Below are 21,104 nucleotides of genomic sequence, written 5' to 3'. Positions count from 1 at the left end.
AAACGTTGCGGTCAACGCGGTTTTTTTAGCGATATTCCTACGATTAGACAGGCGCTTTGTCGCCCGCATTTGGGCCCGATCGTGAAAGCGCCTGTTAGTGGAAGGGGGCTTTTGCTATACTCCGCGGCCATATCTTCTGGTGCGCACAGGTCGCGTATTCAGCATCGGGGTATGGCCCGCGAGGCGATACAGAACACATCCTTTCAATGAGTTTTCAATATGATGAAACACACCGTCGACGTCATGATCTCCGAACAGGACATCAAAGCGCGTGTAGCCGAACTCGGTCGCCAAATCAGCGCGCATTACCAGAACAGCCAGAGCGACATGGTGCTAGTGGGATTATTGCGAGGCTCGTTCATCTTCATGGCGGACCTGTGCCGGACGTTGGAAGTGTCTCACGAAGTCGATTTCATGACGGCGTCGAGTTACGGCAACAGCATGAACTCCACCCGTGACGTGAAGATTCTGAAGGATTTGGACGAAGACATCCGCGGCAAAGACGTGCTGATCGTGGAAGACATCATCGACTCCGGCAACACGCTCAGCCGAGTGCGGGAAATCCTGCAGCTGCGCGAACCGAAGTCTCTCGCCATCTGCACGCTGTTGGATAAACCGTCACGCCGTGAAGTCGACGTGCCCGTCGAGTGGGTCGGGTTCTCCATCGAGGNCGAATTCGTGGTGGGTTACGGCATCGACTACGCGCAGCATTACCGTCACCTGCCGTACATCGGCAAGGTGATTCCGGAGTAAGCTTCTCGCGCTTGCTTGAGGGAAAGAATAAAAAAGCCGCGCCAACGGCGATCGTTGAGCGCGGCTTTTTATTTCGACTAGTCTGCCCGGGTCGATGACAGCAGTGAAGACATCGTCCGGCGATAGCGCTGTTCCAGCGATTCGCGGCTGGTGGCGGTGACTTCCAGATCGCTCAGTCGGCCGTCCTGAATGCCGTAGACCCAGCCGTGGATCATCACCTTCTGGCCCCTTTTCCAGGCGGACTGCATGATGGTGGAGTGGCCGAGGTTATACACCTGCTCTACCACGTTGAGTTCACACAGTTTGTTGAAGCGCTCTTCGGGAGGCAATTCTCCCAGCAGAGAGCTATGCTTGTACCACAGATCGCGGATGTGCAGCAGCCAGTTATTAATCAGCCCCAGTTCGGGGTTTTCCACCGCCGCCTGCACGCCGCCGCAGCCATAGTGACCGCAGATGATGATGTGTTCGACTTCTAACACTTCGACCGCATACTGCACGACCGACAGGCAGTTCAAATCGGTATGGATCACCAGGTTGGCGACGTTGCGGTGAACAAAGAGCTCTCCCGGCTCCAGGCTGGTCAGGCTCTCCGCGGGAACCCGACTGTCCGAACATCCAATCCATAGAAAACGCGGGCGCTGCGCCTGAGCTAATCGTTCAAAATAACCCGGATCTTCCTTCACCATCTTTTCGGACCAATTCTGGTTATTAGCGATGAGCGTTTCGATTGTTTTCATGAAAGTAAATGACCTGTAACAACAAATGGCAGTGGAGTTAATATAGAGCAATCACTGGGGTTTTAACATTGAAAACTGACGTACACACTGACAATAAGGCATCCATTTTCTTATGACGTATGCACTGGAACTAGCGAAATTAAGCAAAACTTACCCAGGAGGAGTCAAAGCGCTGCGAGGGATCGATTTACAGGTGGAGGCCGGCGACTTTTATGCGCTGCTGGGCCCGAACGGCGCGGGGAAATCTACCACCATCGGCATCATCAGCTCACTGGTAAACAAGACCTCGGGCAAAGTTAACGTCTTTGGTTACGACATCGATCAGGACATCGTCAACGCCAAGCGCCAGCTGGGTCTGGTGCCGCAGGAATTCAACTTCAACCCGTTTGAAACGGTCCATCAGATTGTGACGCATCAGGCGGGTTACTACGGCGTCGATCGTAAAACGGCGCAGCAACGCGCCGAAAAATACCTTAATCAGCTCGATCTCTGGGGAAAACGCAACGAACGTGCGCGCATGCTGTCGGGGGGCATGAAGCGGCGTTTGATGATCGCCCGCGCCCTGATGCACCAACCCAAACTGCTGATCCTTGACGAACCGACGGCCGGGGTGGATATCGAGCTGCGCCGGTCCATGTGGGGGTTTCTGAAGGAGCTGAACGCGCAGGGCACCACCATCATTCTCACTACGCATTATCTTGAAGAAGCGGAAATGCTGTGCCGCAACATCGGCATCATCCAGAACGGCCTGCTGGTGGAAAACACCTCGATGAAGCAGCTGCTCTCCAAAGTGCAGTCGGAAACGTTCATTCTCGATCTGGCATCTAAAAGCGCCTTGCCGCGCCTGGAAGGCTACCCCCATCGGCTGGTGGACACGACGACGCTGGAGGTCGACGTGAAGCGGGATCAGGGCCTGAACGGCGTGTTCAGCCAACTGAGCGCGCAGGGCGTCCAAATTTTGAGTATGCGTAACAAGGCTAACCGGCTGGAAGAGCTGTTCGTTAATCTGGTTAACCATCATGGAGAATATGCCAACGAGGAGAAAGCATGAGCAGGTTGTATTGGGTCGCGTTGCAGAGTATCTGGACGAAAGAAGTCAATCGTTTCGCCCGCATCTGGGTGCAAACGCTGGTGCCGCCGGTCATCACCATGACGCTCTACTTCATTATTTTCGGCAACCTGATCGGCTCGCGTATCGGCGAAATGCATGGCTTCACCTATATGCAGTTCATCGTACCCGGCCTCATTATGATGTCGGTTATTACGAACGCCTACGCCAACGTCGCGTCGTCGTTCTTCAGCGCTAAATTCCAGCGCAACATCGAAGAACTGCTGGTTGCGCCGGTGCCGACGCATATCATCATCGCCGGCTATATCGGCGGCGGGATGGCGCGCGGGATCTGCGTGGGGATTTTGGTGACCGCCGTGTCGCTGTTCTTCGTGCCGCTGCATGTGCATGCGTGGTGGATGATTGTGGTGACGCTCTTACTGACGGCGATGCTGTTTTCGCTGGCCGGTCTGTTGAACGCGGTGTTTGCCAAAACCTTTGACGACATCAGCTTGATCCCTACCTTTGTGCTGACGCCGTTGACCTACCTCGGCGGGGTCTTTTACTCGCTCACGCTGCTGCCGCCATTCTGGCAGTCGGTCTCTCAGCTGAATCCGATCGTGTACATGATCAGTGGTTTTCGCTACGGCTTCCTGGGGATCAACGATGTCTCACTGACGTTGACGCTGGGCGTGCTGGTGAGCTTCATCGTCGTCTTTTACGTGCTGGCGTGGTGGCTCATCCAGCGGGGACGCGGCCTGCGCGGCTAATGTGTTCGCCTCCTTCGGGAGGCGTTTTTACTATCGGCATCAATAAGTCAATTCTCTATGCTCGTTCAATCCAAGACGGCCGTTGCGGCGCTCGGCGTCGGCATAGCGCTCCTTGCGTTGCTGACCGGAGCCCGAGCCTTATCGCAGTACGCCGACCCCACTTGCGAATACCGAACGCTCATCCGCGACAGCGACGTCTACGCCTCGGTTGGCGATAGCGTGAAAATCGTCGCCTCCATCAAACGCGGCGAGGTGGTCCGGGTGCGTCCCGGCTCGGAAGAGCGTGATGCGCTGAACTTCGGGTTCGGCACCGGTTTCATTGATAAGCACGCGCTCGGCGCGCCGCTCGACGGCCCTCCGGCGCAACTTCATCCGATGACGCCTTGCCCTCGTCGAAATCTCATCACGCCGCGACCGGTGACGCTCTACACGGCGCCGGATGACGATAGCCCGATGATGGGCGTGATGGCGGGCAACCTGCGCTATCCTATCGCCGGTCTAAGCCACGATCGGTTCAATCACCTTTGGTATGAAATTACCCTGGGCGACAGGCCTGCGTTCATCAGGGCGCAAGACAGTGAACAGGACCACGGTATTCCGGTGCTGACCTATCACTCTCTGCTGACCGACGTCGAAAATACGCATTTTCTGCACACGTCGACGACGACGTCCGATGACGCGTTCAACCGCCAGATGGCCTATCTGAAAGAGGCCGGTTACACGACGCTTTCGTTGTATCAACTGGAAGATTACCTGCACAACCGCATCAATTTGCCGGGCAGGGCGGTAGTGCTGACGTTTGATGACGGTCTCAAGTCCGTCTGTCGTTACGCTTATCCGATACTGAAACAGTATGGCTTTCATGCCACCGCCTTCATCATCACCTCACGCATCAAAGCGCATCCGCAGCCGTGGGATCCGAACTCGCTGCAGTTTATGAGCAGCGGAGAACTCCAGCAGATTGCCGATGTGTTCGACTTCCAGTCACATACCCATTTTCTGCATCGACTGGGTCCTGCGCGTCGCCCGGTTTTATTTAGTCGAACACTGCACAATATCGAGCTGGATTTCGAGCATACGCGGCGCGCGCTGTCGCCGTTTAACGCTCAGGTGTGGTATCTGTCCTATCCGTTCGGCGGCTACTCCCCGACGGCGGTTCAGGCGGCGAAGGCCGCGGGTTTTCATATGGCGTTGACGACGCAACAGGGAAAAGTGCTGCCGGGGGATAATCCGTTCACCCTGAAAAGACTGTTTCTGCTGCGTACAGACTCTATTGAAACGATGGCGGCGCGGCTGGCTAACTAGCGAACTCTTCGGAGGAGAAACGGCGCCGCAGACGCGACGCCGCAGGGGATCAAGCTAACTGCACCGGAATGGCTTTGGCGGTGCGCTGGAGTTCATTGTCGTCGTTGAAATAGGCGACTTTGGGGTGATGATCGCGGGCCTGTTCGTCTGACATTTGCACGTAGGAGCAGATGATCATACGGTCACCGACGCAGGCGCAGCGTGCGGCCGCGCCGTTCACGGAAATGATGCGCGATCCGCGTTCGGCGGCGATAGCGTAAGTGGAAAACCGCTGGCCGTTATCCACGTTGTACAGATCGATGGCCTCGTATTCCAAAATGCCTGCGGCATCCATGAAGTCGAGGTCGATGGCGCAAGAGCCTTCGTAGTGTAAGTCCGCTTGGGTCACTTTGACCCGGTGTAGTTTGCCTTGCAGCATAGTTCTTATCATTAGCGATACCGGGTGTTGATTATGCGGTGAGATCCACCTGCAGGTTGTCGATAAGCCGCGCTTTTCCGAGCCACGCAGCCATGAGAATGACGCCGCGCGCGCTGTCTGTCGTCAGCGGTTCCAGCGAGTCCGCATCGCGGATAAACAGTTCATCCGGCGTAAAGCCCGCATTGCGCAGAGCCTCTTCCGCTCGCCCCAGAATTTCGTCAATCTGCCGATTGCCAGTGGCCAGTTCTTCCGCGATGGTGTGCATAATGCGCGGCAGCTGAGGCGCCAGCTTGCGCTCTTCAGGCGTAAGGTAGCCGTTACGGGAGCTGAGCGCCAGGCCGTCTTTCGCCCGGACAATCGGGACGCCCACGATGCTGATGTCGTATCCCATATCCGCCACCATCCGACGAATCAGCGCCAACTGCTGATAATCCTTTTCGCCGAAGCAGGCGACATCCGGCTGTACCAGATTAAACAGCTTGCTGACCACCGTAGCGACGCCGCGGAAATGGCCGGGACGGCTGGCGCCCTCCAGCATCTGCGACAGACCGGGGACTTCGACAAAAGTCTGCTGATCGAGCCCGGCGGGATAGATGTCCTGCGCGGCCGGTGCGAAGACCAGATCGGCTCCGCGTTGGGTCAGGCGTTCGCAGTCTTCTTGCAGCGTGCGCGGATAGCGATCCAGATCGTCCGCGCGTTCAAACTGCATCGGATTGACGAAGATACTCACGATGACGATATCGGCGCTCGCTTTGGCGGCGTCAACCAGCGCCATATGACCGTCATGCAGATTCCCCATTGTGGGGACCAACGCCACTCTCTTCCCTTCTTGCTGCCAGCGCCGGACTTCGCGCCTTAGCAAAAGGGGCGTTTCAATAATTAACACTCCGCTTCTCCTGCGTTAGTGAAAGGCGTGCTGGTCGTCAGGGTACAGTCCCTGCTCTACTTCCTGCACGTAAAGACGAATGGCCGAGGGGATGTCTTCCGCCAGGGCCAAAAAGTTTTTGGCAAAGCTTGGCGTCTGCTCGCCGCTGATACCCAGTGCGTCGTGCATCACCAGTATTTGTCCGTCAGTCACGTTGCCTGCGCCGATGCCGATCACCGGGATCGTCAGCGCGTCGGTGATGCGCTGGGCCAGCTCGACCGGTACGCACTCCAGCACCATCAGTTGCGCGCCGGCTCGCTCCAGCGCAATCGCGTCTTCCAACAGCTGCTCCGCGGCGGTATCACCACGGCCTTGCACCTTATAGCCGCCGAAGATATTGACCGACTGCGGCGTCAGGCCCAGATGGCCGCACACCGGTACGGCGCGTTCTGTCAGCTTCTGTACAGTAGGCACCAGCCAGCTGCCGCCCTCGATTTTCACCATGTTGGCGCCTGCTCGCATCAATTCGGCCGCTTGCTGACAGGCTTGCTCCGGCGTGGCGCAGCCCATAAACGGAATGTCGGAGAGCAGCAGACACAGCGGCGCGCCGCGTCGGACACAACGGGTATGATAGACCATATCTTCAAGCGTCACGGGGATCGTCGAGTCGTTTCCCTGCACGGTCATCCCTAAGGAGTCACCCACCAACATGACTTTGATACCCTGTTCATAGAACTGACGGGCAAAGCTGGCGTCATAGGCGGTGATGGTGGCGAACTTTTTGCGGGCCTGTTTCCACTGGCGAAGATGGGTGAGGGTCGTTGGTTTCATGGCTGCCTTCCTGAATAAAAATGAGGACGTGAAAAGGGGCGGCGATATTCTACTGGAAATGGCAAAGCGGCGGGCAGCTTTACGGCTGCGGTTATCGCGCTGGGTGATCCCACAGGGTCAGCCCGTTGGGCGGTACCAGCGCCAGGCGATCGGCCAGGGCTTCACCGTCGGGGAAAATCAGCGTCGGGGCAATATCGGCCAGAGGGTAGAGCATGAATTCGCGGTTTTTCATATCGTAGTGGGGGACAATAAGGCGGTCAGTGTTGATCACCTTATCGCCGAACAGCAGGATGTCCAGATCCAGCGTGCGAGGCCCCCAACGGTGCGCCTTACGGACGCGCCCCTGTTCCAGCTCGATGCGCTGCGTCTGATCCAGCAGCGCTTCCGGCTCAAGCTCGGTGTGAAGTTCCGCGACCGCATTGAGATAGTCCGGTTGATCTTGCGGACCCAGCGGGCGGCTGCGGTAGAAGGGCGAGCAGCGAACCAGCCGGGTGAGAGGGATCGCGTCCAGCGCTGTCAGCGCGGCATGTACCTGTTGTAACGGCTGCGACAAATTGCTGCCGAGCGCCAGATACACGCACGTCATTATTGCTGACCTCGGCGCGGCGCGGCCGGGCGCTTGCGCGGACGGCGAGAGCGGCGGTGCGGCGTAGGGCCGTCATCCAGCGAACTCAGTAAGACCTGCTGCCGCGGCGGCGCAGCTACCTGGAATTCGCCCCACCACTGCGCCAGACGCTGCAGCTCCGGCTGATGTTCGATTTCAGCGCGCAGGCACAGCAGGTCGTAAGCCGCTCGGAATTTGGGGTGCTCCATCAGCTTGAAGGCGCGTTTTCCCTGACGGCGAGACAGGCGCAGCTGCAACTGCCAGATATCGCGGATCAGCGAGGTAATGCGTTTGGGGATGGAGAGCGAACGGCATTGCTCGTCGAGCACATCGTTCATCGCCAGCGCGAAGGCTTCGAAATAGGCCAGACCGCTTTCCTGCGCCAGCTTCTGGGCGTGCTCGATCAGCGGATACCACAGCATGGCGGCAAACAGGAATGCCGGGTTCACGCGCATGTTGTTCTGAATACGCTGGTCGGTGTTCTTCAACACCTGCACGATCATCCGCTCCATCGCGGTTTCGCCGGTTTCGGTGAAGTTGCGGCTGATCAGCGGGAACAGCGGTTGGAACAGCTGGTATTCGCACAGCAGTTCATACGTCGGATGGCCGTAGCCTGCCTGTAGCAGCTTCAGCGACTCTTCAAACAGGCGAGCCGGCGGAATATCGTGCAGCAACGAGGCCAGACGCGGGATCGGCTCGGCGGTTTCCGGGCTGATGGTCATATCCAGCTTGGCGGCGAAACGCACGGCGCGCAGCATTCTCACCGGATCTTCGCGGTAGCGTTTTTCCGGCTCGCCGATCAGGCGGATGATGCGCTGATTCAGGTCGCTAAGCCCATGGGTGTAGTCGCGCACGGTAAAGTCCGCGCTGCTGTAGTAGAGGCTGTTAATGGAGAAGTCGCGACGTTGGGCGTCTTCTTCGATTGTGCCGAAAATGTTGTCGCGCAACAGCATGCCGTTCTGTCCCTGCTGGGACGTGTTTTTCAGCAGCTGTTCCTGATGCTGTTCGTGATGACCTCGGAACGTAGCGACTTCGATCACTTCAGGACCGAACATGACGTGAGCCAGGCGGAAGCGGCGTCCGACCAGACGGCAGTTGCGGAAAAGTTTGCGAACCTGTTCCGGCGTTGCGTTGGTCGTGATATCGAAATCTTTGGGCTTTTTGCCTAGCAGCAGATCACGTACGCCGCCGCCAACCAGGTAAGCCTCATAGCCTGACTTGTTCAGGCGGTAAAGTACTTTCAGGGCATTATCGCTAATGTCACTGCGTGAAATAGTATGTTGGTCACGCGGAATGACCGTCATGGACTCGCGCGGTGCTGAGGAAGCGCCGGACTCGTTCTCACGGTTCAGTACCTTACGACAAAAATTAGCTACTCGGGTAAAGATAATACACCTCGATAATGATGAAAAATGAACGGCCCAACCAAAAAATAGCGGCTAATCATAGCTCACCCTCAGCGCTTTGAGAATGCTGATGTGATTTTGGGCAACGGAATCGCCGCTTCCGTTGGTATGGTCGCGAGCGACCAGTGGGTCTCGGCCCACTTCAGGAGCGCCGGCAACGTCAGGTCCTGCCAGCTTTCCGGCAAGGGTTGGCGCAGAAACGCAAGCGCCTGCGCCAACGTCGGCCGCGGATCGCTCTGGGGCAGCGGCGGGGCATGATTTTGTTTGGACAACTTTTTGCCTGCCGCGTCCAGCGCCAGCGGAAGATGTATATAGTCCGGCGCGTCCCACTCAAGTTGTCGAAACAGCGACAGCTGTCGCACGGTGGGCTCGATCAGATCCGCCCCGCGGACGATCTCCGTCACGCCCTGATCGCGATCGTCCACCACCACCGCTAAATTATAGGCGAACAGGCCATCACGGCGATGAATGATGAAGTCTTCGCGCGCCAGAGCCGGGTCCGCGTCCAACCAGCCGCGCAGGCGGTCGTGGAAGCGCATGACCGGGCGGGTCTGCGTCAGCCGCAGCGCGGCGTTATCCGGTCCGTGCGCCAGCGTGCGACAGTGGCCGTCGTACCGGCCGCCGAGACGCTGTATCCGCCGACGCGTGCAGGTGCAGTAGTAGCAGCGTCCCTGTTGTTTGAGGCCGTCGAGGATCTGGCGGTAGCGGTCGTGGCGCTGAGACTGGTAAACGATGTCGCCATCCCAGTGGAGACCGTAGTGCTCCAGCTGGCGCAGAATGCGCGAGGCGGCGCCGGGGACTTCTCGAGGAGGATCGATATCTTCGATGCGGACCAGCCAACGTCCCCCGCAGGCGCGAGCCTGCAGGTAGCTGCCGAGAGCGGCTATCAGGGAACCAAAATGCAGATCGCCGGACGGGGAAGGGGCAAAGCGCCCGACGTAATGATTATCTTGCTGTAATGCGGACATACTACTGCGGGAGCGTCATGTCGATGGACGTCATATAAAGAAACGGGAAGGCCGAAGCCTTCCCGTTCAGGAATAGATTATCCTGCCATTTGTTTTTCGCGTATTTCCGCCAGCGTTTTGCAGTCGATGCAAAGGTCGGCGGTCGGACGGGCTTCCAGTCGGCGGATACCAATCTCGACCCCACAAGAGTCGCAGAACCCGAAGTCTTCGTCTTCGATTTTTTGCAATGTCTTGGAGATCTTCTTGATCAGTTTGCGTTCGCGATCGCGGTTACGCAGTTCCAGGCTGAACTCTTCTTCTTGAGCCGCGCGGTCAACGGGGTCTGGGAAGTTAGCAGCTTCGTCCTGCATGTGTGATACGGTGCGATCAACTTCGCCACGCAGCTGGTTGCGCCATGCATCAAGGATGCGCTTGAAATGCGCCAGCTGAGCGTCGTTCATGTATTCTTCGCCCGGCTTTTCCTGGTATGGCTCCACTCCGGCAATCGCGAGGATGCTCAGAGAGGATGTCTTACGGTTTTGCCCTTCTTGCATGTTGCTTCTCCTACATAACACGACACGCAGTATCGATCCCCGAGGGGAAAAAACAGGCCGCTATAAATAACAGATGGACGTTGGGTTGGCAATCATTCCTGACACCGGCCTGATAAAGTGTGAGGAAGCGTTGAATTCATCCGTAAACATAACGTATCACGCTATTTGCGTATCGCTGTCATGTTATCGAATGGTAACGGGCCATTAACTGTCATCCCTTCCGCAGCAAGATGGGTGCCGTAGCAGAGAATTTCAACCCCTAGTTGCTGTGCTTGCCATAATAATTCGGCATAACGTCTGTCAATGTGGCCGGCGGGAGAGACCCGCGTGATGCCGGAATGCATCACGGCGAAAAAGAGTACAGCGCGCGCTCCGCTGGCCGCCATGTACTGTAGTTCACGGATGTGTTTTTGTCCTCTCAGCGTCACCGCATCAGGGAAATAACCATAGTCTTGTTGCAACAATGTGACTGATTTGACCTCAACATAGCAGTCCGCTTTTCCCGGCGACTGGAGGAGAAAGTCAATGCGGCTGCCCTCTTCGCCATAGCGCACCTCGCTTTTCAGCGAGTCGTAGCTGTTCAATTCCGGGATTTTCTGCCCCAGTATCGCCTCTCGGACCACCTGATTGGCGCGGAGCGTATTGACGCACAGGAGATCGCCGTCCTGCGTCTCGGTGAGTTCCCAGGTGCAGGGGTAGCGGCGCTTGGGATTGTCGGAGGTCGCGTACCAGACGGTATCGCCCGGCGTGGCGCAGCCGGTCATCGCGCCGGTGTTCGGGCAGTGGATCGTCATGACGTCGCCTGCGGGCGTGACCACATCAGCCAGAAAGCGTTTGTAGCGTTTAATCAGCGTTGCGGGCTGCAACGGGGGCGAAAACTGCATAGTGATTACTCTTTGGCGATAAGCGGCCAGCTTGCCAGCGACCGATAGCGGGTTCGGCCGTGTTCAAACTGCGATTCATACAGGGAGAAGCTGTCGACCTGCGTCGACCAGCCGAAGGTGGCGGGCGGCAAGGCCACGGGGTGGGTCGCCCCGCGCAGCAGGGTGACATGCGGATGAAACGGCTGCAGACTTTGGTGGCAGCCGTGACGCGCCGCTTGCGCCCGCAACAGTTCCGCCAGCTGCAACAGACCGCGCGGCGCCCGACGACATCCCAGCCAGACCACGCCTGGACGCGGCCAGTGACCCGCGTCGTCAAGCGTCAGGGTGAACCCCGGCTGACGAATGCGCCCTGCCAGCGTTTGCAGCGCGCGCTGCTGACCGTCGCCGACCTCGCCCAGAAACGCCAGCGTGAGATGCAGATTGGCCGCCGCGATCGGACGTCCCGCCTGCATGGGGAAATGCGCCGCGCGCCAGCGGATAATCTGGCGGCGGGTGTTTTCCGGCAGCGGCAGGGCAAAAAACAGGCGGCGGGTGGCAGTCATGACGCTCTCTCTATAATAGGGGGCTCCGATGCTACAATGCGAGCCGCTTAAAGTTAATCATTACGGAGAATTCTGTGAGTTTACCGCCCGTCAGCGAGGTGCTGGATGACGTCATCCACGCGTTGCGCCAGTCGCCTCAGGTGTTGCTGCATGCGCCGACCGGCGCCGGAAAATCCACTTGGCTGCCGCTACAGCTGTTGCAGACTGCCGAACTGCCTGGTCGTATCATTCTGCTGGAGCCGCGCCGTCTGGCGGCCAAAAGCGTCGCGTTCCGGCTGGCGGAACTGCTGGGAGAAACGCCCGGCCAGACGGTGGGCTTTAGGATGCGCGCCGAAACCTGCTGCAGCGCGCAGACGCGGTTGGAAGTCGTGACCGAAGGTATTCTGACGCGGATGCTGCAACAGGACGCCGAGTTGAAAGGCGTCTCTCTGGTGATCCTGGATGAATTTCACGAGCGTAGCCTGCAGGCCGACCTCGCGCTGGCGCTGCTGCTCGATGTGCAGGCGGGACTACGCGACGACCTCAAACTACTGATCATGTCGGCCACGCTCGACAACGATCGTCTTTCTTCTTTATTACCGGCAGCGCGCACGGTCAGTTCCGAGGGGCGCGCTTACCCGGTAACGCGACACTTCCAGTCGCCGGGCGCGCATGAGCGTTTGGAGGCTTCGCTGGCCCGACTGATTGCGCAGGTGCTACAGCAGGAAAGCGGTTCGATGCTGGTCTTCCTGCCGGGCGTGGCGGAAATCAAACGGTTGCAGCTTCTGCTGAACGAACGTATCGCGGTGGATATCGACCTGTGTCCGCTGTATGGCGCGTTGGCGCTGGCGGAGCAGCAGCAGGCTATCCGTCCGGCGGCGGCGGGGCGGCGCAAAGTGGTGCTGGCGACCAACATCGCCGAAACCAGCCTGACGATTGAAGGGATCCGCGTGGTGGTCGATAGTGGTCTGGAGCGCGTTGCGCTGTTCGACGTCAAAAGCGGACTGACGCGGCTGACGACCCAGCGGATCAGTCAGGCGTCCATGACGCAGCGCGCTGGCCGAGCGGGACGTCTGGAGCCTGGCGTCTGCTGGCATCTGTGCACGAAAGAACAGGCGGAACGCGCGGCGGCGCAGAGCGAGCCGGAGATACTGCATAGCGACCTGTCGAGCCTCTGGCTGGATTTGCTGCAGTGGGGATGTCGCGACATTGGTCAGCTCACCTGGCTGGATACTCCGCCCGGGCCAGCGCTATCTGGCGCACAGCGTCTGTTGCTGCAACTGGGCATTGTCGATGATCGGCAGCAGTTGACGACCACGGGCAGGCAGATCGCGGGTATCGGCAGCGATCCGCGCCTGGCGGTGATGCTGCATGCCGCTGCGCGCGAAGGCGGCGATGCGCTGGCCACGGCGGCGCTGCTGGCGGCCATCATTGAAGAGCCGCCCCGCAGCGGTTCGCCGAATCTGTTCGATAGCCTGCGTCGCCCGGCCGGTCACTGGCAGCGTCGAGCCACGCAGTTGGCGCGACGTTTGGGGGGCGGCAAAGGCCATTTTGATGACGGGCTGGCGGCAGCGCTGCTGGCGAAGGGCTTCGCCGATCGCATCGCCCGGCGGCGCGGTCAAGACGGTCGTTATCAGTTAGCGAACGGCGTCGGCGGCCAGCTGGCGGTGGACGACCCGCTGACGTCCTCCGAGTGGCTGATCGTCCCCGCGCTGATGCAAAGTCCTCAGCATGCCGATGCGCGAATTCAGCTGGCGCTGCCGGTGGATATCGACCGGTTGTTGCAACATTCTCCGGGGTTGTTGTGCGAGCGGAATATCGTGCACTGGGATGAAGAAAAAGGTACGCTGCGCGCCAGTCGGCGTAGCCAAATCGGCTGTCTGACGTTGCACATCCGGCCATTGGCGAAACCCTCCGACGACGACTTGCAGCAGGCGATGCTGAACTGGCTGCGCGAGCAGGGGTTATCCGTATTGAATTGGGACACGGCGGCGTCACAGCTGCGCGCCCGTATTCAGTGCGCGCGCCAATGGTTGCCTGAGGTCGAGTGGCCTGCGGTGGATGACGACACGCTGCTGACGACGCTGGAACAGTGGCTCTTGCCCTCCTTGGCGGGCGTGCGCGATCGCCGAGGGCTGAATCAGCTCAATCTGGCGGAAGCCCTTCAACGTCGCCTTGACTGGCGGCAGAAACAGCGTCTGTATAGCGCGTTGCCCAGCCATTACACGGTGCCCGGCGGCAGCCGTTTGCCTATCCGCTATGCTGAGGATAGCGCGCCGGCGCTGGCGGTACGGTTGCAGGAAATGTTCGGCGAGCGGGAAAGCCCGCGCGTCGCGGAGGGCCGGGTAGCGCTGGTGCTGGAACTGTTGTCACCGGCTCAGCGTCCGCTGCAAATCACCCGCGATCTGGCCGCATTCTGGCAGGGCGCCTATCGTGATGTGCAGAAAGAGATGAAAGGGCGTTATCCCAAGCACGTCTGGCCTGACGACCCGGCCAATGCCGTGCCGACCCGGCGCACCAGAAAGTATCAGAATCAGTAATTTCGGACGTTTCCCCCTTTCTTGAGAAAGGCGGGAGACACAGAGTAGACGGCCAGGTACTGCACGGGTGCCGTTAGCAACCTGATGGAGATGTCACAGCAATGGCTCGGGACGATCGCGAACCTATCGGGCGCAAGGGAAAAGCGCCGCGAAAACCTACACGTAAACAGGTGGTAAGGCGTCGCAGGGATGACGATGACTATGATGATGATTACGAAGAGTATGACGATGATTATGATGACGAGGACGACGAAGAGATGAGCCGCAAGCCTGGCAAAAAGCGCCGCTGGCTGGGGCTAGCGCTAAAACTGCTGCTGGTGTTCGTGGTCGTCATGGCGGTCTACGGCATCTATCTGGACAGCGAAATCCGCAGCCGCATCGACGGCAAGGTCTGGCAGCTCCCGGCGACGGTTTACGGCCGGATGGTGAACCTTGAACCCGGCATGTCCTACAGCAAGCAGGAAATGGTGCATCTGCTGGAAGGGATGCAGTATCGCGAAGTCACCCGGATGACCCGCCCCGGCGAGTTTACGGTGCAGGCCAACAGCATCGAAATGCTGCGTCGTCCGTTCGACTTCCCCGATGGCAAAGAGGGCCAGATCCGCGCCCGTCTGGTGTTCAATAACGATCGTCTGTCGCAGATCCAGAATCTGGATAACCAGCGCAGCTTCGGTTTCTTCAGGCTCGATCCCAAACTGATCACCATGCTGCAATCGCCGAACGGCGAACAGCGTCTGTTCGTTCCTCGGGCAGGGTTCCCCGATCTGCTGGTGGATACGTTGATCGCGACCGAAGACCGTCATTTCTACGAGCATGACGGCATCAGTCTGTTTTCCATCGGCCGAGCCGTGCTGGCCAACCTGACCGCAGGACGCGCGGTGCAGGGCGGTAGTACGTTGACGCAGCAGTTGGTGAAAAACATGTTCCTCACCAACGAGCGTTCGCTGTGGCGTAAGCTCAATGAAGCCTATATGGCGCTGATCGTGGACGCGCGCTACAGCAAGGATCGGATTCTGGAACTGTATCTGAACGAGGTGTATCTCGGTCAGAGCGGCAGCGATCAGATCCGCGGTTTCCCGCTGGCCAGCCTCTACTACTTCGGGCGTCCGGTGAACGAGCTGAGCCTCGATCAGCAGGCGATGCTGGTCGGTATGGTCAAAGGCGCCTCGCTGTACAATCCGTGGCGTAACCCGAAACTGACGCTGGAGCGCCGCAATCTGGTGCTGCGTCTGCTGCAAAATCAGCAGGTGATCGACGAAGATCTCTATAACATGCTGAGCGCGCGTCCGCTGGGCGTCCAGCCCAAAGGCGGCGTGATCAGCCCGCAACCCGCGTTTATGCAGATGGTGCGTCAGGAGTTGCAGCAGCGGCTTGGCGACAAGGTCAACGACCTGTCCGGCGTGAAGATCTTCACCACGCTTGACCCGGTATCGCAGGATGCCGCCGAACGCGCAGTGGAAACGGGCGTTCCTGCGCTGCGTGCCGCGCGCAACGTCGGCGATCTGGAGGCGGCGATGGTGATCGTCGACCGTTTCAGCGGAGAAATCCGCGCGATGGTAGGCGGCGCCGACACCCAATTCGCCGGTTTCAACCGCGCGCTGCAGGCGCGTCGTTCGGTCGGCTCGCTGGCGAAACCCGCGACCTATCTGACAGCCCTCAGCGATCCCGATCACTATCGCCTTAATACGGTGCTGTCGGATGCGCCGCTGTCGCTGAAACAGCCGAACGGCGCGATATGGGAGCCGAAGAACTACGATCGCCAGTTCCGCGGTCAGGTACTGTTGGTGGATGCGCTTGCTAACTCCCTGAACGTCCCGACGGTGAATCTGGGGATGGCGGTTGGGCTGGATCAGGTCAGCGCCACGCTGCAGCGATTGGGGATCCCCAAAGAGGTGATCCAGCCCGTGCCGTCCATGCTGCTGGGGGCGATCAGCCTGACGCCGATGGAAGTCGCGCAGGAGTACCAGACTATTGCCAGCGGCGGCAATCGAGCCCCGCTGTCGGCGGTACGCTCCGTGATCGCGGAAGACAATACGGTGCTGTATCAGAGCTTCCCTCAGGCGGAACGCGCCGTACCGGCTCAGGCAGCCTATCTGACGCTGTACGGTATGCAGCAGGTGGTTGAACGCGGGACGTCCCGCTCGCTGACGGTGAAATTCGGACGCTATCACCTGGCGGCGAAAACCGGGACGACCAACGACCTGCGCGACAGCTGGTTCGCCGGCGTGGACGGCAAGGAAGTGGCAATCGCCTGGGTGGGTCGAGACAATAATGGCCCTGCCAAGCTGACCGGCGCCAACGGCGCGCTGACGCTCTACCGCCGTTATCTGGAAAACCAGACGCCGCTGGCGTTAACGCTGACGCCGCCGGAAGGCATCAGCACGATGACGGTCGACGGCAACGGCAATGTCATCTGCAACGGCAGCGCGGGCCGCGTGCTGCCGGTCTGGAGCGATAACCCGCAGTCCCTGTGCCAATCTGCGCCTCAGACGGTGCAACCGCAGGAAGACCAGCAGGGTGGACAGCAAGACGAGCAGAAAGACGGACAGGGCGTCGCCGGCTGGATCAAAGAGATGTTCGGGCAGTAATGTCGCCTAAGGCGTGACTGTCGCCCTGACCTTCGAAGCCCGCAACCTGGTTGCGGGCTTTTTTGTGGTCAGCTTTACACCACCTCCTCGGGCGGTGGTGATGGTTTATAGCCTTCTATCATCCCCTTGAGAGCGGCAATGATCGATCTGACTAAACCGCCAGAGAGAAGGCGTGAGAGTTTTTGGGCTGAGTCATCTGAATCACGCCTGCGCACTCCTCTCGCTTATAACCGCGCCTTGTTATTGGCGGTGGGCCCTTTGGATGAACGTCGTATGGCTCGAAACCGAGCATTGCTTCGTGATGGTTGGGCGTGATGGGACGGATGCCGATGCCATCAACCCGCTATTGAGACGCGCTGGCATAGATGACGAGTAGGGAGTCAGCTCAATGGCGACTGAGTCAGTTCCACGTGGACCAAAGGCGCTTGCAGTGGCTGGTTCCTTTTGCAAAAATGCGACGCTTATAATAATTATTCTCGTTTGCATTAATCAGTGATTCATTAGAGATGCGACCTATGCCGACGCCCGCTTGCCCGTTATGTCTTGCCGCCTCCCTTTTCACGACGGCGAATACCGCCTGTGCTTTCGCTCAGGGCCTGCCTTATGCCAAATAAATTTCCACTCGATGACGATATGACGTTCTCGCTTGAGGGGGTCAGCTTCAGTGTCGGCAACCGTACGTTACTGCATCCGCTGTCGGTCGCGTTTCCTGCGGGGAAAGTCTACGGGCTTATCGGCCATAACGGATCGGGTAAGTCCACCCTGCTCAAGATGCTGGGCCGTCACCAGCCCGCCAGCGCCGGTCAACTCTCGTTGGCGGGCCGGCCGTTGGCGCTTTGGGGCAACACGCTCTTCGCCCGTCAGGTGGCCTATCTGCCACAGCAACTGCCCGCCGCCGAAGGCATGACGGTACGCGAGCTGGTGGCGGTGGGGCGCTACCCGTGGCACGGCGCGCTCGGGCGTTTCGGTCATGCCGACCGGGAGCAGGTGGAGCAAGCCATTGCGCTGGTCGGTTTGACGCCGTTTGCACCGCGTCTGGTGGACAGCCTGTCCGGCGGCGAACGTCAGCGGGCCTGGCTGGCGATGACGCTGGCGCAGGGCAGCCGCTGTCTATTGCTGGATGAGCCGACCTCCGCGCTGGATATTGCGCATCAGGTCGATGTGCTGGCGCTGATCCGGCAGCTCAGCCGTGAGCGTGGGCTTACCGTGATTGCGGTGCTGCACGATGTGAATATGGCCGCTCGCTATTGCGACTGCCTGCTGGCGCTGCGTCAGGGAAAACTGATTGCGCAGGGAACGCCCGCAGAAATGATGCAGGCGTCGGTGCTGCAGGACATTTATGGGATCCCTATGGGGATCCTGACGCATCCGGCGGATGGCTCGCCGATAAGTTTTGTGTGCTGATGATGACACCTTCCACCGGACTTTTTTCCAACGGACTTTCTCGCCGCCGCCTGCTGACCGCGTTGCTGCTGTCGCCCTGCGCGTATGCGCTACGGGGGCGGGCCGCGGTCACCGATGTGCGTCGCATCGTGGCGCTGGAGTGGCAGCCGTTGGAGCTGCTGATGGCGCTGGGCGTCACCCCGTTGGGCGTCGCAGATAAACATAACTACCAACGGTGGGTGAAGTCGCCGACGTTACCGGACAGCGTGGTGGATGTGGGGCTTCGCACCGAACCCAATCTGGAGCTGTTGACGCAACTGCGGCCATCCCTGCTGCTGTATGCCGACGGCTTTGGTCCTGCGCCAGCGCAGATGGCCCGCATCGCGCCCGGCATGGGGTTTTCGTTTATTAACGGTGACGACGGCCCGCTGGAAAGCGCCCGTCGTTCGCTGCGGGCGCTGGGCGACCGCCTGGGTCTGCGTCCGGCGGCGGAGCAGCATCTGGCGTTGTTCAGTCGTTTCATGGCGCAGGCGCGGGTCAACCTGCAGGCTTATACCCGTCGGCCTTTACTGCTGTTTACCGTGATGGATGCGCGCCATGTTCTGATCCTCGGCCGTCACAGCCTGTTTCAGTCGGTAATGGATGAACTCGGTATCGAAAATGCCTGGCAGGGGGAAACCAATGCCTGGGGCAGTATTATCGTGGGTATGGAACGGCTGGCGACGTTGAGCGCTGAAGCGGAAGCGATGTGTTTTGATCACGGCAATAGCGCGTTAATGGAAGAGGTTGAAGCCAATCCGCTATGGCAAGCGCTGCCGTTCGTGCGTCATCAGCGCTGGCGGCGGGTGGAACCGGTCTGGTTTTACGGCGGCACGCTTTCCGCCATGCGTTTTTGCGAGACGCTGGCTAACGCGCGGGAGGCGTCGCGATGATGTCGACATCTTCCCGGCGTTTTACCGTCTTGGTGGTCGGCGCGTTGACGTTGCTGGTGTTGGCGATCACGCTGAGCCAGCTGAATCGACAACTGCCGTTTGCCCTTTGGCGACAAGGCATTGCAGACCCCTCGCAGGACGATATCCGGCAGATGCTGTTTCATTACAGTCAGCTGCCGCGCCTAGTGCTGTCCCTGTTGATTGGCGCGGGACTGGGGCTGGTCGGCGTGCTGTTTCAACAAGTGCTGCGCAATCCATTGGCGGAGCCTGCCACGTTGGGCGTCGCCAGCGGCGCGCAGCTCGGTATCACCGTCGCGACGCTGTGGGCGCTGCCGGGCGGAGCCATGACTTCGCAGCTGGCGGCGATGTTCGGCGCGTTGCTGGTGGGTGCGCTGGTGTTCGGCGTCGCCTGGGGACGGCGCTTATCGCCGGTGACGCTGATCCTCGCGGGTCTGGTGCTGAGCCTGTACTGCGGCGCGGTCAATCATCTACTGGCCTTGCTGCATTTTGACCAACTGACCAATCTGTTTTTGTGGAGCAGCGGCTCGTTGAACCAGCAGGACTGGCGCAACGTGTCGTTCGTACTGCCGCGTCTCATCCTGGGCTTTATCGCCGCTGCGCTGCTGGTGCGGCCGTTGACGCTGTTGGGGTTGGACGACGGCGTGGCGCGCAATTTAGGACTTGGGCTGGGACTGGCGCGTTTCGGTACGCTGACGCTGGCCATCTTTCTGAGCGCCCAGTGGGTCAACGCCGCCGGCATCATCGGCTTCGTCGGCCTTTTCGCACCGCTGCTGGCGAAAATTTTGGGTGCGCGTCGTCTGGGGCAACGGCTGTGGCTGGCGCCGCTGCTGGGCGCGCTGCTGCTGTGTCTCACCGATCGGCTGACGCTCTGGCTGGCGGACGTATGGCGCGAGGTGCCGACGGGGGCCGCGACGGCGCTGGTTGGCGCGCCGATGCTACTGTGGCTGCTGCCGCGTCTGCGCAATGGCGTGACCGCGCCGGTCAATGACACGCCTGCCGTCGTGCGGCAACGTCGTCTTAGCCCGCTCTGGCTAACGGGCGGCGGCGTAGCGTTGGCGGCGGTGATTGTCGCCGCATTGTGTCTAGGGCAGGACGCGCAGGGCTGGCAATGGGCCAGCGGCAATGCCTTTTCCGAACTCTTGCCGTGGCGGTGGCCGCGTCTGGCGGCGGCGCTGTGCGCGGGGGTGATGCTGGCGGTCGCGGGATGCTTGATTCAGCGGTTAACGGGCAATCCGATGGCGAGTCCCGAAGTGCTGGGGATGAGTTCAGGCGCGGCGTTTGGCGTCGTTATTGTGATGTTTCTGTGGCCGGGTAATGCGCTGGCGTGGCGTTTGCCCGCAGGCAGCATCGGCGCCGCCCTGACGCTGACCGTGATGATGGCGGTGGCGGGCCGGGGCGGTTTCTCCACACAGAGACTGTTGCCGACCGGGATTGCAGTCGGCACGGCGCTGACCACGTTGGTCACGCTGTTGCTGGCGAGCGGCGATCCGCGCATGGGCGCCGTACTGACGTGGATCACTGGATCCACATACGGAGTGGATGGCAAGCAGGTCATCTATACCGGCGCGTTGGCGTTAGCGGCGCTGTTATTGACGCCTCTCTGCCGCCGTTGGTTGCAGATCCTGCCGTTGGGCGGCGTGACCGCGAGGACGCTCGGCGTACCGGTCTCATTGGCCCGTCTGGCTATTCTGCTGCTGGCGGCGATGCTCACCGCCGGCGCGACATTGATCGTCGGACCCATGAGCTTCGTCGGGCTGATGGCGCCGCATCTCGCGCGGATGCTGGGATTCAATCGGGTGATGTCGCACATTGTCTGTGCGGCGGCGATAGGGGGTGGGCTGATGGCAGCGGCCGACTGGGCCGGGCGGATGTTGCTGTTTCCGTATCAGATCCCCGCCGGGCTGTTGGCGACGTTCATCGGGGCACCGTACTTTATTTACCTGCTGAGGAAGCAGACACATTGAGCCTCAGAGCCGGATTCGCTCTGAGGCATCAAA

Annotated in this window: 19 protein-coding genes; 9 read left to right on the top strand and 10 right to left on the bottom strand. The window is 59.9% G+C overall.

All coding sequences use genetic code 11. The features are described from left to right. Positions 1-219 precede the first annotated feature (219 nt). The gene (hpt, locus tag SB13_RS15425; protein ID WP_235202424.1) at positions 220-753 is read left to right on the top strand and encodes a hypoxanthine phosphoribosyltransferase; all 534 of its coding nucleotides are present in this window, start codon (positions 220-222) and stop codon (positions 751-753) included. Positions 754-830: 77 nt separating this feature from the next. Here the strand turns inward: hpt and can are convergent, their stop codons facing one another. Then, entirely contained in the window at positions 831-1,490 is a 660-nt protein-coding gene (can, locus tag SB13_RS15420) for a carbonate dehydratase (RefSeq protein WP_026741208.1), read from the bottom strand. A gap of 112 nt (positions 1,491-1,602) precedes the next feature. On the opposite strand from can, the gene SB13_RS15415 reads away from it, so the two are divergent. The 3 genes from SB13_RS15415 to SB13_RS15405 are packed head-to-tail and all read left to right on the top strand — an operon-like array spanning position 1,603 to position 4,613. Then, on the top strand, positions 1,603-2,541 hold the full coding sequence (locus tag SB13_RS15415; RefSeq protein ID WP_026741207.1) for an ABC transporter ATP-binding protein: 939 nt from the start codon (positions 1,603-1,605) through the stop codon (positions 2,539-2,541). Next, on the top strand, positions 2,538-3,308 hold the full coding sequence (locus SB13_RS15410; RefSeq protein ID WP_026741206.1) for an ABC transporter permease: 771 nt from the start codon (positions 2,538-2,540) through the stop codon (positions 3,306-3,308). Before SB13_RS15415 ends, SB13_RS15410 begins: the two co-directional genes overlap by 4 nt. A gap of 57 nt (positions 3,309-3,365) precedes the next feature. Beyond that, positions 3,366-4,613 carry a polysaccharide deacetylase family protein gene (locus SB13_RS15405; protein ID WP_026741205.1) on the top strand — a complete coding sequence of 416 codons (1,248 nt, stop codon included), beginning with the start codon at positions 3,366-3,368 and terminating at the stop codon, positions 4,611-4,613. 49 nt (positions 4,614-4,662) lie between these two features. On the opposite strand, the gene panD is transcribed toward SB13_RS15405, so the two are convergent. From panD to thpR, 9 genes are all read right to left on the bottom strand, one after another. Continuing rightward, entirely contained in the window at positions 4,663-5,043 is a 381-nt protein-coding gene (gene panD, locus SB13_RS15400) for an aspartate 1-decarboxylase (protein ID WP_026741204.1), read from the bottom strand. Between the two features lie 19 nt (positions 5,044-5,062). Next, entirely contained in the window at positions 5,063-5,917 is an 855-nt protein-coding gene (panC, locus tag SB13_RS15395) for a pantoate--beta-alanine ligase (RefSeq protein WP_026741203.1), read from the bottom strand. A gap of 15 nt (positions 5,918-5,932) precedes the next feature. Next, on the bottom strand, positions 5,933-6,727 hold the full coding sequence (gene panB / locus SB13_RS15390) for a 3-methyl-2-oxobutanoate hydroxymethyltransferase (protein ID WP_026741202.1): 795 nt from the start codon (positions 6,725-6,727) through the stop codon (positions 5,933-5,935). Between the two features lie 91 nt (positions 6,728-6,818). Further along, on the bottom strand, positions 6,819-7,313 hold the full coding sequence (gene folK / locus SB13_RS15385) for a 2-amino-4-hydroxy-6-hydroxymethyldihydropteridine diphosphokinase (protein WP_026741201.1): 495 nt from the start codon (positions 7,311-7,313) through the stop codon (positions 6,819-6,821). Continuing rightward, a complete protein-coding gene (pcnB, locus tag SB13_RS15380) occupies positions 7,313-8,719 on the bottom strand; it encodes a polynucleotide adenylyltransferase PcnB (RefSeq protein ID WP_235202425.1) in 1,407 nt (468 codons plus the stop codon). Before pcnB ends, folK begins: the two co-directional genes overlap by 1 nt. Positions 8,720-8,787: 68 nt before the next feature. Continuing rightward, a complete protein-coding gene (gluQRS, locus tag SB13_RS15375; RefSeq protein ID WP_026741199.1) occupies positions 8,788-9,705 on the bottom strand; it encodes a tRNA glutamyl-Q(34) synthetase GluQRS in 918 nt (305 codons plus the stop codon). Between the two features lie 77 nt (positions 9,706-9,782). Further along, positions 9,783-10,238 (bottom strand): RNA polymerase-binding protein DksA, encoded by a 456-nt coding sequence (gene dksA / locus SB13_RS15370; RefSeq protein ID WP_026741198.1) that lies wholly within the window; start codon positions 10,236-10,238, stop codon positions 9,783-9,785. A 161-nt stretch (positions 10,239-10,399) separates the two neighbouring features. Further along, entirely contained in the window at positions 10,400-11,122 is a 723-nt protein-coding gene (sfsA, locus tag SB13_RS15365; RefSeq protein WP_026741197.1) for a DNA/RNA nuclease SfsA, read from the bottom strand. A gap of 5 nt (positions 11,123-11,127) precedes the next feature. Next, positions 11,128-11,664, bottom strand: coding sequence for an RNA 2',3'-cyclic phosphodiesterase (gene thpR, locus SB13_RS15360; RefSeq protein WP_026741196.1), 537 nt, complete (start codon positions 11,662-11,664; stop codon positions 11,128-11,130). Between the two features lie 74 nt (positions 11,665-11,738). On the opposite strand from thpR, the gene hrpB reads away from it, so the two are divergent. The 5 genes from hrpB (at position 11,739) to fhuB (ending at position 21,071) form a co-directional block, all read left to right on the top strand. Then, positions 11,739-14,183, top strand: coding sequence for an ATP-dependent helicase HrpB (hrpB, locus tag SB13_RS15355; RefSeq protein ID WP_026741195.1), 2,445 nt, complete (start codon positions 11,739-11,741; stop codon positions 14,181-14,183). A gap of 101 nt (positions 14,184-14,284) precedes the next feature. Continuing rightward, on the top strand, positions 14,285-16,771 hold the full coding sequence (mrcB, locus tag SB13_RS15350; protein ID WP_026741194.1) for a bifunctional glycosyl transferase/transpeptidase: 2,487 nt from the start codon (positions 14,285-14,287) through the stop codon (positions 16,769-16,771). 603 nt (positions 16,772-17,374) lie between these two features. Continuing rightward, positions 17,375-18,175 carry a Fe3+-hydroxamate ABC transporter ATP-binding protein FhuC gene (gene fhuC, locus SB13_RS15345; protein WP_026741193.1) on the top strand — a complete coding sequence of 267 codons (801 nt, stop codon included), beginning with the start codon at positions 17,375-17,377 and terminating at the stop codon, positions 18,173-18,175. Next, the gene (gene fhuD / locus SB13_RS15340; RefSeq protein ID WP_394296378.1) at positions 18,175-19,086 is read left to right on the top strand and encodes a Fe(3+)-hydroxamate ABC transporter substrate-binding protein FhuD; all 912 of its coding nucleotides are present in this window, start codon (positions 18,175-18,177) and stop codon (positions 19,084-19,086) included. The genes fhuC and fhuD overlap by 1 nt, the downstream gene beginning before the upstream one ends. Further along, the gene (gene fhuB / locus SB13_RS15335) at positions 19,083-21,071 is read left to right on the top strand and encodes a Fe(3+)-hydroxamate ABC transporter permease FhuB (RefSeq protein WP_026741191.1); all 1,989 of its coding nucleotides are present in this window, start codon (positions 19,083-19,085) and stop codon (positions 21,069-21,071) included. The genes fhuD and fhuB overlap by 4 nt, the downstream gene beginning before the upstream one ends. The last annotated feature ends 33 nt before the right edge of the window (positions 21,072-21,104 follow it).

This window comes from Lonsdalea quercina subsp. quercina, assembly GCF_000688695.1.
Lineage (GTDB): Bacteria > Pseudomonadota > Gammaproteobacteria > Enterobacterales > Enterobacteriaceae > Lonsdalea > Lonsdalea quercina_D.
Note: the sequence above shows the minus strand (reverse complement) of the source record. Positions and strands in the feature narration are given on the sequence as shown.